The sequence below is a fragment of the Acidovorax sp. 56 genome (assembly GCF_002749705.1).
GTDB lineage: Bacteria > Pseudomonadota > Gammaproteobacteria > Burkholderiales > Burkholderiaceae_C > Acidovorax.
In genome coordinates this window covers 3,395,360-3,408,387 of sequence record NZ_PEEV01000001.1, presented here as the reverse complement: position 1 = coordinate 3,408,387, position 13,028 = coordinate 3,395,360, and the positions used below count along the sequence as shown (strand labels likewise).

Below are 13,028 nucleotides of genomic sequence, written 5' to 3'. Positions count from 1 at the left end.
CCATAGCCCCAAAGACTGCCCCATGCTCACCGGTGACCTGCGCAACAAAGTCGATCAAGTCTGGAACGCCTTCTGGTCCGGCGGCATCGCCAACCCCATCGAAGTCATCGAGCAGATCACCTACCTGCTCTTCCTGCGCGCCCTCGACAGCGACCAGACCCGCGAAGACAACAAGGCCCTGCGCCTCAAAACCCAGCCCGTGCGCCTCATCCCCACGGGCACCGATGCGCAAGGCCGCCCGCACGACAACATGCGCTGGTCCCGCTTCAAAAACATGGCCCCGGCCGAGATGTTCGACGTGCTCAGCAACCAGGTCTTCCCCTTCCTGCGCGAGCTACACACCTCAGACAGCCCCGCAGCGAAAACCGCATTTGCTCACCACATGCGCGATGCGCGTTTCACAATATCCAAGGCGGGATTGCTAGCCAAAGCAGTTGATTTGCTCGACACCATCCCCCTGGACGACCGCGACACCAAAGGCGACCTGTACGAATACATGCTCGGCAAAATCGCCTCTGCCGGGCAAAACGGCCAGTTCCGCACCCCGCGCCACATCATTGATTTGATGGTGGCCCTCACGGCCCCCACACCGCAAGACACCATCTGTGACCCGGCCAGCGGTACCTGCGGCTTCTTGGTCGCCGCAGGCGAATACCTGCGCCGCACCCACCCCGACATGCTGCGCGTGCCCGCGCAAAACGCGCACTTCCACAACGGCATGTTCCACGGGTATGACTTCGACAACACCATGCTGCGCATTGGCAGCATGAACATGGTGCTGCACGGCGTAGAGCACCCCGCCATCGAATACCGCGACTCGCTGGCCGAAGGCGCGGCGGGCGACGCCGAGGCCTACAGCCTCATCCTGGCCAACCCGCCCTTTGCGGGCAGCCTGGACTACGAAAACACCGCCAAGGACTTGCAGCAAACCGTCAAAACCAAAAAGACCGAGCTGCTGTTTTTGGCCCTGTTTTTGCGCCTGCTCAAAACCGGCGGGCGGGCGGCGGTCATCGTGCCCGACGGCGTGCTCTTTGGCAGCAGCAAAGCGCACAAAGAACTCCGCCGCAAGCTGGTCGAAGAGCAAAAGTTGGACGCCGTCATCAGCCTGCCCGGCGGCGTGTTCAAGCCCTACGCGGGCGTCAGCACCGCCATCTTGCTGTTCACCAAAACCATGAGCGGCGGCACCGACCACGTGTGGTTCTATGACATGCAGGCCGACGGCTGGAGCCTGGACGACAAACGCCAGTCCCTGCTGGATACAAGCCTTTTAGGCCTCCAGCCCTTACTGGACAAGCGCGAGCAGCTATCAGAAGCAGAGCACGCCAAAAATAACCTGCCCGATGTGCTGACCCGCTGGGCGCAGCGCAACGGCACCGAACGCGACCGCCCCCGCACCGCGCAAAGCTTTTGCGTGCCCAAGGCCGACATCGAGGCCAACGGCTATGACCTGAGCATCAACCGCTACAAGGAAGTGGTGCACGCGCAAGTGCAGCACCGGGCACCGGGGGAGATCCTGGCGGAGCTGCGGGTGTTGGAGGGCGAGATTGCGCGGGGGATGGGGGTGTTGGAGGGGATGTTGTGATGCCCCCGTCTTTGACAACTGTTGGCAGCGTTCTACGTGGCATCGTTTCCGGCAAAAGCGTGCAAACGCTTGAGCGGCCAGCGCAGGACAACGAACTCGGCATTCTCAAAGTCAGCGCAGTGACTTGGGGCTCATTCCGCCCCAATGAAAACAAGGCACTGCCGCCTAGCTACGACCCCAAGGACTGTCCACGCCCCATGAATGGGGACATCCTGATTTCCCGAGCGAACACGCGTGAACTGGTGGGCGCACCGGTCATGGTGCATGGCGACTACCCTCACTTGCTGCTTTCAGACAAGCTGCTGAAGCTACTCCCCGACGAGTCTGCAGTCGATGCGCGCTATCTCGTGCGCGCTTTGAGATCGCCTTCCGCCTCGGCACATTTCTTTCAGTGTGCAGGTGGGTCAAGCGGGTCTATGACAAACATCACGCAGTCAGACATTCGATCTGCTCCGATCTACTTGCCCTCGCTAGAAGAACAACGCCGCATCGCCGCCATCCTCGACCAAGCCGAAACCCTCCGAACCCAACGCCGCACCGCCCTGACCCTGCTCGACAGCCTCACCCAGTCCCTCTTTCTCGATATGTTTGGGGACCCGGTGGCGAATCCGAAGGGGTGGCAACTCGAAAAACTTGGAAAGCTGACCTCGAAAATGGGGAGTGGATCGACACCTTCAGGTGGAGATGCAGCCTACAAAACTGAAGGCATTTCACTCATACGGAGCCTCAACGTCCACGACGGTAATTTCAAGTACAAGAACTTGGCATACATCGACGAAGTGCAGGCAGCCAAGCTATCAAACGTTCAGGTTGCCGAAGGCGATGTGCTTTTGAATATCACTGGGGCTTCTGTTGCGAGAGTTTGTAGGGCGCCAGCTGATGTGCTGCCCGCACGCGTGAATCAACACGTAATGATTGTTCGGCCAAAGGCTGCTTTGAATGGTGTTTTTTTGGAGCGCATGCTTTTATCCGAAACCATGAAACGCGCCTTGCTTCAGATTGGTGGTGCAGGCGCCACGCGCGAAGCAATTACAAAAGCCCAAGCAGAAGAGTTGCTGGTACCGCTCCCCCCCTCCCCCTCCAACAAACCTTCGCCACCCGCATCGCCTCCATCGAAGCCCTCAAAACCACCCACCGCCGCGCCCTGGCCGCGCTGGATGCGCTGTTTGCCTCGCTGCAGCAGCGGGCGTTTGCGGGGCAGTTGTGAGGAACGACCACGACCTGGGGGAAAGGGAAAATCCCTGAACTTCCCAATGGATTCAATGACTTAGCCGGTGGTACCCTCATCCGTGAGGGCACCAAAGCTTGGCCTTTTTAGTGTTGGGCGGGGACAGCAGCAGGCGAAACACGCCCAGCGCTCCGGACGAGCAATGGGCACCTCCATCAAGTACCCGTCAAATAAGCAGCTTTTGCTAACCTGTTGTCAATAAAGGGAATTTTTGAAAAAAGCGCTTCGGTGACGCCCTTTCATCAAATACCCATCAAACAAATCAGGCCCAGTGCGGCACATAGCGGCGCAGCTTGGGCGCCGCAGCTTCATCCTCCAGGCGGATGACGCCAGCCGCCAGCGCATCCTTGAGCAACCGGGAGGCGATGGCGCTGTTTTTGGGGTCGATACCAAAGCGCTGGCGCAGCGTGGTGTTGGTCATGTATTCACGCTGCACATAGCGCAGGCAAGCGTGCAGATAAACGGCGCGCACCCTGTCCTCCCGATCCATGCCCGCCAGGGGGCGGGGAGCAAACAGGGTGGCGCGAGTGGATTCGCCCACCACGTCAAACGCAGGGGCAGGGAGTTGGTACAGCTCGGCCTCAGACACCACCTTGTCCACACCGCTGCCGCGCTCCTCACAAATGCCCACCAATCGCATGATGGAGGCCAGGCTCTCATTGCGCGACCGGGGCGGGTGATCGAGCATGCGGTGGGGCTCCATGAGCGGCTTGCCGGGGTTAGTGATTTCCATGCGGTCATCAAAAATTTCGACCATGGGGCCGCTGCCTGACACGCTCAGGTCTTGATGGATCAGTGCATTGGCAACCAATTCACGAATGGCCAATTCGGGGTACATGCGCACCGATTTGCGCAATGCTTGCCCAATCACCTCATTGATGGGCAACAGGTTGTTCACAAATCCCACCAACCCTTCAAAGCCCGCCGCGTAGCCGCGCATGCCTTCTTGCTCACGCAGGGTTTTGACGCGCCCGGTCCCTTCGTAAACCACCACGCGCACCGCCTTACGTTGCAGGCGCGGAAAGTCAGCCAAGCGCTTGGCAAATAGCAGTGCCCCAAGATTGAAGATGCTCCAATGACCGCCACCCATGGGTTCCACCAAGCGATGGGCTTGCAAACCGGCCAGCATGCCGTCGCGGTGATTGGGAACTGGCTTGTCCAGCAACTCAAAAAATGCCGGGTAGTCGATGAGTTTCAAAACTTCATCGGCGCTGAGCTTCTCGGCGGCAGCCAACATCTCGAACGGTGTGGCGTCCAGCATCCGCCATAACGTGCGCTCTTTTTCAGGAAAGTCCTTGAGTGGCTTCTTGTAAGTGCCGACCCTGATGTACTCCACCCCTTGAAATTTCACTGGGTGTCGAAACGCAGAATCAATCTCCAGCAAAACGACCGGACGCCCATCGATCTCAATGCGATGGAAATGAAAGCCGATGCGCGGGCTCAACAGCCGCAATAACCAGCTTTCCAGCTCTTCGTTACCTTGCCGAGCAGTTCGCGGGTCAAAACTCGTACCCACGATGGCGTGCCCGTCGTCGGCAACGCCCCAAAGCATGTAAGCATGGGCCCTGCCTTCCAAAGCAGCACTGTTGGCCAGTGCAGAGATGTACTCGCCAATGTCTTGCGGTTCGGCCTTGTTTTCCTTGAACTCCAGCCAGCCCGTTTCAGATGGCATGGCCGCAAACTCAAGTACCAAACTGCGCAAGTAATTTTGGTCTCGCAAGTTCATCTCTCTCCACAGTTTCCAGATTGCATATTCGGTCGCCAATTCTTGAGATGGGACCACAGCGCAGTATGGCAGCAGCCTGCATGAAACCGATACAAGCACTGAGCGTTGTCACCGGGTGAGCCTCCGCAACAAAAAAACTACCCATGGCTTGTGAAGCAAGCCCATCACTTAAAGTGTCCTCATAAGAGCAAAAGCGACCAAAAAAGCTGACTTGGTGCTGAAATTGCTCTCATAGGGACAAAAATGAACCTCACGCCTACCAACTCTGCCCAACTGGCCCAAGCCCTTGCCACTGAACGCAAGCGCCAAGGCATGACACGTTCACAAACAGCCGCCGTGTGCAATGTCAGCCCGTCGTTCATTCGTGATGCAGAGAGCCACCCAGAAAGTTGTTCGCTGCAAAAATTGGTTTTGCTGGTGTGCGGGCTGGGGTTAACGCTAAACATCGAGGGTTGGTCTAAACCACCCGCAAACAACGAACAGGGAGAGAGTGCATGAGCACAGTGCCATCGAACTTCGCCTTCCTGCAACCCGACTGGCCCGACCTGCTGGCCGAAGCCCGCCGTGCCGAGGCCGCTGCCCATGCCGACCCGCGCACCGCCTGCTTTTATACCCGCCGCACGCTGGAGCTGGCCGTGGCCTGGCTGTACCAGGCCGAAGGGGGCCGGGGTGGCTGCCTGCGCATGCCGTACAAGGCAGACCTTTCGGCCTTTTTGTTCGAGCCCAGCTTTCAGCAACTGGTAGGCACGGCGGTGCACGCCAAGATGGATGTGATTCGCCGCCTGGGCAACCAGGCTGTGCACCACGCTCGCCCGGTGCCACCGCAAGATGCCCTGGCCGCGCTGCGCGAGCTGTTCCATGTGGCCTTTTGGCTGGCGCAGCACTATGCGCGCCGCGTGGGTGACCGGCCTGCGGCGGGGTTGCAGTTTCGCGCCGACCTACTGCCCAGGCCTGCGACGGTCAACACCGCCGCTGAGCAAGCCGCCAGCCGCACCGCCCAGGCCGCAGCGCAAGAAGCCCTCGCCAAACAAGCCCAAGCCCTGGCAGAGCGCGATGCGGCCCTGCGCGAGGCAGCCGCACGCAATGCCGCGCTGGACGCAGAACTGGCCCACTACCGCGCCGAGATTGCCGCCGCCAAGGCCGCCAATGCGGCGCAGCCTGCCACCGCACACGACTACAACGAGGCCGCCACGCGCGACCTGTTCATTGACCTGCTGCTCAAAGAAGCCGGCTGGGCGCTAAACCAGCCGCGTGACCGCGAGTTTGCAGTGCAAGGCATGCCCAACAACGAAGGCAAGGGCTTTGTGGACTATGTGCTGTGGAGTGGCGAAATCCCCCTGGCCATTGTGGAAGCCAAGCGCACCCGCCGCAGCGCCCAAGAGGGCCAGCAGCAGGCCCGTCTGTATGCCGACTGCCTGGCAAAAAGCACCGGCCACCGCCCCGTGATCTACGGCACCAATGGCTACGAGCACTGGATGTGGGACGACACCACCAGCCCGCCGCGCCCGGTGCAAGGCTTTCACACCAAGGACGAGCTGGAGCTGATGCACCAGCGCCGCACCACGCGCAAGCCGCTGGCCAGCCTGCCGATTGCGGCGGGCATTGTGGAGCGCCACTACCAGCACCGTGCCATCCGCCGCATTGCCGAAACCTTTGAGCGCGACCAGCACCGCAAGGCGCTGGTGGTGATGGCCACAGGCGCGGGCAAAACCCGCACGGTGATTGCGCTGGTGGACTTGCTGATGCGCGCGGGCTGGGCCAAGCGCGTGCTGTTTTTGGCGGACCGCGTGGCGCTGGTGAACCAGGCGGTGAATGCCTTCAAGGCCCACCTGCCCGATGCTGCGCCGGTGAACCTGGTGACCGACCGCGCTACCGAGGGGCGGGTGTACGTGTCCACCTACCCCACGATGATGGGGCTCATCAACGAGGGTGCCGGTGGTGGCCAGCGCCGCTTTGGCGTGGGGCACTTTGACCTGATTGTGGTGGACGAGGCGCACCGCTCCATCTACCAAAAGTACCGCGCCATCTTCAGCTACTTTGACGCCCTGCTGGTGGGCCTGACGGCCACGCCCAAGGACGAAATCGACCGCAACACCTACAGCCTGTTTGGCCTGGAAAGCGGCGTGCCCACCGATGCGTATGGCTTGGACGACGCGATTGCCGAGGGCTTTCTTGCACCGCCCCGAGCGGTATCGGTGCCGCTGAAATTCCAACGCCAGGGCATTCGGTATGACGAGCTGAGCGACGACGAAAAGGACCAGTGGGACGCACTGGAGTGGGACGAAGAAGGTGGCGAGGCCCCCGACGAGGTGAGCGCCGAGGCGGTGAACCAATGGTTGTTCAACACTGACACGGTGGACAAGATGCTGGCCCTGCTGATGGAGCGCGGCCACAAGGTGGCGGGCGGCGACCGGCTGGGCAAAACCATCATCTTTGCCAAAAACCAGAAGCACGCCGAGTTCATCCAGGCGCGCTTCGATGCGAACTACCCCGACCGCAGGGGCGTGTTTGCGCGGGTCATCACCTTCAAGACCGAGTACGTGCAGTCGCTCATCGATGACTTCTCCAAAAAGAACGATGCCCCGCACATCGCGATTTCGGTGGACATGCTGGACACGGGCATCGACGTGCCCGAGGTGGTGAACCTGGTGTTTTTTAAGATCGTGCGCTCCAAAGCCAAGTTCTGGCAGATGGTGGGGCGCGGCACGCGGCTGTGCAAAGAGCTGTATGGGCCGGGGCAGGACAAGAAAGACTTTTTCATCTTCGACTTCTGCCAGAACCTGGAGTTTTTCAGCCAGGAGCTGGAGGGCAGCGAGGGCGCGCTGGCGCAGTCGCTATCGCAACGCTTGTTCAATGCGCGGCTGGAGCTGGTTGAAGTGCTGGACAAGCGACTGGCCAGCAACGGCGTGGCCGAAGAGGCGCAGCAATCACCCGTGCTGACCGAAGCCGGTATCCGCCACGACACAGCGACCCTGCTGCACAGCATGGTCGCTGGCATGTCGCTCGACAACTTTGTGGTGCGCCCGCAGCGCCGCTGGGTAGAGGCCTGGGCGCAGCCCGACGCGTGGATGCACCCCACACCAGAGCAACTGGCCGAGGTGGCAGCGCACTTGTCGGGCCTGCCCACCGCAGTGCGCGATGACGATGAAGACGCCAAGCGATTTGACGCCCTGCTGCTGAACACCCAACTGGCCCTGCTGCGCAACGAACCAGCGCTGGCGCGGCTGCAAGCCAAGGTACAGCAACTGGCCAGCAGCCTGCTGGAGCTGGCCAACGTGCCTAACGTGCGCGAACACCTGCTGCTGATTGAGGCCGTGGCAGGTGAAGAATGGTGGCAGGACGTGACACTGCCCATGCTGGAGCAAGCGCGGCGCAAGCTACGCAGCCTCATCAAGCTCATCGAAAAAAGTGGCCGCAAGGTGGTCTACACCGACTTTGAAGATGCCATTGGTGAAACCGCCGAAGTGGATTTGCCCTTGGTTGCCAATGCAGTGGACTTCGATCGCTTTCGTGCAAAGGCCAAGGTGTTTCTGCGTGCCCACGAAGACCGCCTGGCTCTGCACAAGCTGCGGCGCAATCAACCGCTGACTGCTGCCGACCTGCAAGAGCTGGAAGCCCTGCTGCACGAAGCGGGCGGCACCGACGGCGACATTGAGCGTGCGCGCACTCTGCACACCAGCCTGCCGGTGTTTGTGCGCTCGTTGGTGGGGCTGGACCGTGAAGCCGCCATGGCGGCCTTCTCCAGCCTGATTGGCGCGGGGCAGGCTACAGCCAGCCAGTTGCAGTTCATCGAGGAAGTCGTGCAGCACCTGACCGAACACGGGGCCATGCCCGCCGCTCGGCTCTATGAGTCACCGTTCACCGATATCCATGCCCAAGGGCCCGATGGGGTGTTTGAAACGTCCAAGGTGGAGGCGCTGTTTCAGGCACTGAGCCAGTTGGAGCAGTTGCCTATGGCGGCATAGCCTGGCAACGCCCACCGAGTCCTATCACAGCAGTCACGCCCCTTTCACACAACCGCTGCAGCATGGCCCGCTTCACAAAAAATGAGGAGAAGCGCATGCAAGTTCGCAAAACCCTGCTGGCCCTGGCGGCCACGCTGGTCATGACCATGGCCTGCGGCGGCAGCGACACCCCGGCCTGGCCGCCCGTGCCCACGGTGATTGCGCACCGGGGGGCCTCGGCGCTGCGGCCAGAGCACACGCTGGCGGCGTACCAAAAGGCGATTGACGATGGCGCCAACCTGATCGAGCCCGATCTGGTCATCACCCAAGACGGGGTGCTGGTGGCGCGGCACGAGAACGCGATTGCCATCCTCAACACCGATGGCAGCGTGCGTGAGGCCACCACCGATGTGGTGGACCGGCCTGAGTTTGCGGCGCGCAAGACCACCAAGACCATTGACGGCACCGCCATCACCGGCTGGTTTGTGGAGGACTTCACCCTGGCCGAGCTCAAGACGCTGCGTGCGCGCGAGCGCATCCCGGCGATCCGCCCGGCCAACGTGGCTTACAACGGGCAGTTCGAGGTGCCCACGCTGCAGGAAGTGATCGACCTGGCCAAGGCACAGTCTGCGGCCAAGGGCCGCACCATTGGCGTCATCCCAGAGACCAAGCACCCGAGCTTCTTTCAGTCCATCGGCAAGCCGCTGGAACCCGCACTGTTGGCGGTGCTGGCGAAGAACGGCTGGAACAGCAAGGACGCCCCGGTGTACGTGCAGTCGTTTGAAGTGGCCAACCTCAAGGCGCTGCGCAAGCAAAGCTCGGTGCGCCTGGTGCAGCTGCTGTCGAGCAGCGGCCGCCCCTACGACTTTGCGGCGGCAGGCAACACCCAGACCTATGCCGACATGGCCACGGCGGCGGGCCTCAAGGAGATTGCCACCTACGCCGATGTGGTGGGTGCGCACAAGGACCTGGTCATCCCCGTGAAAGACGGCGCCCTGGGCACGCCTACCGCGCTGGTGAAGGACGCGCACGCGCTGAACCTGGCGGTGCACATCTGGACGCTGCGGCCCGAAAACGCCTTCTTGCCCGCCGCCTACAAAAAGGCGCCCACCACCGACAACACGGTGCGCGGCGACAGCGTGGGCGAGATTCAGGTGTTCCTCAAGGCCGGGGTGGATGGCTTCTTCACCGACGACTCGGGCGTGGGCCGGCTGGCGGTGGACAGCCTGAAGTAAGCGCAGGCCTTCAAAGAAAAAATGCCGAGGTCAGCCTCGGCATTTTTTTAGGACCTTTGCCAGCGCTCAGCGCTCAGAACGGCGCAGATTCCGGATCGGTATCCACCGGCGCAGTAGCCGGGCCGGTGACCACGCCGCCGCCCGACTTGCGGGCCGGGGCCGAAGGCTGAGGGCGCAGGGCTGCAGGCGCTGCGACGGGGGCGGCAACCCCGGCACTGCCAGACCCACCCGCCACAATGGCTTCGGCCGCGCTGGCCACGCCGCTTTCGGCCTCGCCGCCCAGGGCTTCGATCAGGTCGGGAATCAGCTTGACCAGCTCGCCCGTGGCAATGGCCACATCGGTGTCAAAGCCGCCATCGTCGGCCTTGGTGCCTTCAAACACCGTGTCCAGAAACGACAGCTTGCGCACCTGCAGCCCCTCGGTCAGCATGAAGGAGACGCGGTCGTCCCAGGTCAGCGCCAGCTTGGTGGGCAACTTGCCTTGCTGGATGTGCTGCTGCACCTCTTCAATGTCGAGCGGGTGGCGCGCGTAGCGCACCACGGCTTTGGATTCGTCGGCGCTTTTGAGTTCGCACTCGCGGTCGATGCTGAAGCCTACGGGCGGCTCCTGCTCCAGCAACCAGTGCGCCATGGCGGCCTGCGGACTGGTTTGCGTGTTGAGCAGCGACACCGACAAGCCCGGCAGCGACTCGACCAGCAGGCTCACCACCTCATCGGCGCGGCCCTGGCTGCCCGTGTCCAGCACCAGCAGGCGCGACTCGGTGTCGATCCACACCCACATGCTGCCCTGCTTGGTGAAGGCCATGGGCAGCAAATCCAGCTTGGCCTCGTCCTTGAGTTCCTTGCTTTCCTTCTTGCCGGGCTTGCGGCCGGTTTCTTGCTCGATGCGGGCGGCTTTTTCTTTGACCTTGCGGTTGAGCACCGAGCCGGGCAGCACCTTGGACTCGACCATGAAGCGCAAGATCCACTGCCCGCCCACCGACTCGGCCATCGCGCCGTGCTGATCGCCGCGCGGGGGCACCCAGCCCAGCGACTGCTCCTGGGTGGCGCCGCACTCCATAAAGGGCGACTTGGCCAACGCCTCTTCCACCTGCGTCAAATCCGCCTGCCAGCCGGGTGCAATGCGGTACACGATCAAGTTCTTGAACACGGAAATCCTTCGCTTCGTTGGTCTGACGGGGGTGATTGTCCGCGCTGCCAGCCCCATACCAGAGCAAGCCAAGCCCACGGGTTGCAACACAGCGCAACGCGGGCTGCAGTGCAGTGGCAGCGTTTGCTATTTATTTAATAGCTGCTAGCGCTTATAGATATTGCGCTAGCGGCATATTTGATTGGAATTGGGGTGAGAACAAGCTGTGCATAACCCACGGCCACCAGCAACGAACCATTGGTTGTCACAACTTTACAAAGCCTTCAATCGCCCTCACCGGCGCGATACATGGGCGGCGCACACTGACCGCAGAACCTGTTCAACGTCTTTTCGGGGTCGCACAAGTACCGTACCGGGATGGGATGCAAGGCGCGGTGCGCAGTGGATAGCTCGGCTATCCACAAGCGCCGCAACGCCGCAGACCGCCCGGCAAGGCACTTGCCCGAAGGGTTGGAGTGAAATCGGGCGATTGAATGCCCCGGCTGCTTGCATGGGCACAAGCCCATGCGGCGCATCCGTTGCATCCACTCATCCCGATTGCACTCCAATGCGATCCCCGAAAAGACGTTGAACAGGTTCTTACCCGCTGCAACGGTCGTTGCGGTGGACCAATTCACCGATGTGAAAGGACTGACACCATGGCCTTCTCAACCCGTAACGCCACCCGCCGCTTCATCGCCCACACTGCCACCAGCGCAGCCACCGCCGCCTTCCTGGCCGCCCTGGCCCTGCCTGCCCTGGCGCAAACCCCCCCGCCCCCACCCGCTGCCGCCACCAAAGCAGCAGACGCCCCCGCCCGCCGCCCCGGCGGCCCCGACATGCAAAAGCGCCACGAAGAACACATGGCCAAGCGCCAGGCCGCACTCAAGGAAAAGCTGAAACTGACCGCCGCCCAGGAAAGCGCCTGGACGACCTTCACCAGTGCCATGCAGCCGGGCGAGCGTCCTGCCCGTCCCGACCCCAAGGAACTGGACAAGCTCACCACCCCCGAGCGCATCGACCGCATGCGCGAGCTGCGTGCCCAGCACACCGCCCAGGCCGAGCGCCGCGACGAGGCGGTCAAAAAGTTCTACACCGCCCTGACACCAGAGCAGCAAAAGACCTTTGACACCGAAGCCCGCCACGCCGGCCCTGGCATGCGCCATGGCGGCCCCCACGGCGGGCCCGACCACGGCAAACGCGGCGGCCCGGACGACCGCCCCGCCCGCTGATCTGGCCGCCCTGTCGGGCGATCGGAACCCAGCTTGAAAACCCGCCCTCCGCAAGGAGGGCGGGTTTTTTCATGCCCGGTCTCTAGGGATGCCCTGCATAACCCGCGCTATCACCGACCGCAGGGAGTTATGCAGGACATCCCTTGGATTCGCCAGGCAGGCCTGAGCGCCTGTGGACAACGCTGTGGCTTTTTCAGGAGCAACTGGGGGGTTGTCCACAGAAAAAGCCGCTTCGCCAAAGTTGTTGTCTGTCAGGCATGCCAACCATACAGGCCGGGGCACAGGGTTGTCTGCGCTGCAAGTGGCTGTCAGCATTGATGAAAAAACAGTTGTCCACAAAAAAGGGCTTGCTCTATTACTACTGCTATTTATCTATAAGACTTTAAAAGAACAACCCAAGAACATCCTTGGGGCCCCAAACCGGTGCCGCGGATGCCAAAACCGGGTGGGGGGATGGCAAGGTGCTTGCCACCGAAGTGGCCTTTGAAAAAACGAAGGCCATGTTCCGCCGCCAGTTAGGGCCTCCGCCGACCCTCTGCAGGCTGCAAATCAGGCCAAGGGGCGGGGGTGGGTGGAGCAAACCGCTCTTCAGGCCCCCTGGCCTGCCAAAACGGTGGCACAGGCGCCATGCCGGGCCTCAAAGCCGGTGGAAGGGGCGCTGCAAAGCCCGGGCAGCCCATCCCCTGGCCGGGCGCCCGCCAAGGCCCCTGGTGCGGCCTTTCAAAGGCCTTGAGCAGGTTGTGAGCAGGGATTGCGTGGGCTGACGGCCAAGCATCCGCGCCTGGGATACATCCCTCTCCACGCCAGCTTGTGTGGGGTTTGCTATTGAAAAATGAGCTGCTAGCGCTTATAGAGCGGGCGCTAGAGGCATTTTTTGTACAAAACGCCTTCCAAACAAAGGGCGTTGCATAAGACTGGGGATAGCTTTGGCACAAGTGCCCGCTTATCCACA

General features: G+C 61.8%; 8 protein-coding genes. 6 read left to right on the top strand and 2 right to left on the bottom strand.

The genetic code is table 11. The annotated features are described in order from the left end of the window. Positions 1–22: 22 nt before the first annotated feature. Complete coding sequence (locus tag CLU88_RS15035; RefSeq protein ID WP_099657279.1) at positions 23–1,582, top strand: class I SAM-dependent DNA methyltransferase; 1,560 nt, start codon at positions 23–25, stop codon at positions 1,580–1,582. Beyond that, positions 1,582–2,853, top strand: a complete 1,272-nt coding sequence (locus CLU88_RS15030; RefSeq protein ID WP_099657278.1) for a restriction endonuclease subunit S — start codon at positions 1,582–1,584, stop codon at positions 2,851–2,853. Before CLU88_RS15035 ends, CLU88_RS15030 begins: the two co-directional genes overlap by 1 nt. A gap of 219 nt (positions 2,854–3,072) precedes the next feature. On the opposite strand, the gene CLU88_RS15025 is transcribed toward CLU88_RS15030, so the two are convergent. Continuing rightward, positions 3,073–4,482 (bottom strand): ATP-binding protein, encoded by a 1,410-nt coding sequence (locus tag CLU88_RS15025; protein WP_233205483.1) that lies wholly within the window; start codon positions 4,480–4,482, stop codon positions 3,073–3,075. A 297-nt stretch (positions 4,483–4,779) separates the two neighbouring features. Here CLU88_RS15025 and CLU88_RS15020 point away from each other — a divergent pair, with 297 nt between their 5' ends. From CLU88_RS15020 to CLU88_RS15010, 3 genes are all read left to right on the top strand, one after another. After that, positions 4,780–5,034, top strand: coding sequence for a helix-turn-helix domain-containing protein (locus CLU88_RS15020; RefSeq protein WP_094289931.1), 255 nt, complete (start codon positions 4,780–4,782; stop codon positions 5,032–5,034). Further along, the gene (locus CLU88_RS15015) at positions 5,031–8,501 is read left to right on the top strand and encodes a DEAD/DEAH box helicase family protein (protein ID WP_099657276.1); all 3,471 of its coding nucleotides are present in this window, start codon (positions 5,031–5,033) and stop codon (positions 8,499–8,501) included. The genes CLU88_RS15020 and CLU88_RS15015 overlap by 4 nt, the downstream gene beginning before the upstream one ends. Before the next feature lie 95 nt (positions 8,502–8,596). Continuing rightward, positions 8,597–9,715: a glycerophosphodiester phosphodiesterase gene (locus CLU88_RS15010; RefSeq protein ID WP_099658913.1), complete on the top strand. Its 1,119-nt coding sequence runs from the start codon at positions 8,597–8,599 to the stop codon at positions 9,713–9,715. A 73-nt stretch (positions 9,716–9,788) separates the two neighbouring features. On the opposite strand, the gene CLU88_RS15005 is transcribed toward CLU88_RS15010, so the two are convergent. Then, on the bottom strand, positions 9,789–10,865 hold the full coding sequence (locus CLU88_RS15005; protein ID WP_099657275.1) for a recombination-associated protein RdgC: 1,077 nt from the start codon (positions 10,863–10,865) through the stop codon (positions 9,789–9,791). 638 nt (positions 10,866–11,503) lie between these two features. Here CLU88_RS15005 and CLU88_RS15000 point away from each other — a divergent pair. Next, positions 11,504–12,076 carry a Spy/CpxP family protein refolding chaperone gene (locus tag CLU88_RS15000; protein WP_099657274.1) on the top strand — a complete coding sequence of 191 codons (573 nt, stop codon included), beginning with the start codon at positions 11,504–11,506 and terminating at the stop codon, positions 12,074–12,076. Positions 12,077–13,028: the final 952 nt, after the last annotated feature.

Excerpts from the sequence above, each read along its gene's own strand:
- CLU88_RS15035 (WP_099657279.1), top strand. The coding sequence starts at position 23 with ATGCTCACCGGTGACCTGCGCAACAAAGTCGATCAAGTCTGGAACGCC.
- CLU88_RS15030 (WP_099657278.1), top strand. The coding sequence starts at position 1,582 with ATGCCCCCGTCTTTGACAACTGTTGGCAGCGTTCTACGTGGCATCGTT.
- CLU88_RS15025 (WP_233205483.1), bottom strand. The coding sequence starts at position 4,482 with ATGCCATCTGAAACGGGCTGGCTGGAGTTCAAGGAAAACAAGGCCGAA.
- CLU88_RS15020 (WP_094289931.1), top strand. The coding sequence starts at position 4,780 with ATGAACCTCACGCCTACCAACTCTGCCCAACTGGCCCAAGCCCTTGCC.
- CLU88_RS15015 (WP_099657276.1), top strand. The coding sequence starts at position 5,031 with ATGAGCACAGTGCCATCGAACTTCGCCTTCCTGCAACCCGACTGGCCC.
- CLU88_RS15010 (WP_099658913.1), top strand. The coding sequence starts at position 8,597 with ATGCAAGTTCGCAAAACCCTGCTGGCCCTGGCGGCCACGCTGGTCATG.
- CLU88_RS15000 (WP_099657274.1), top strand. The coding sequence starts at position 11,504 with ATGGCCTTCTCAACCCGTAACGCCACCCGCCGCTTCATCGCCCACACT.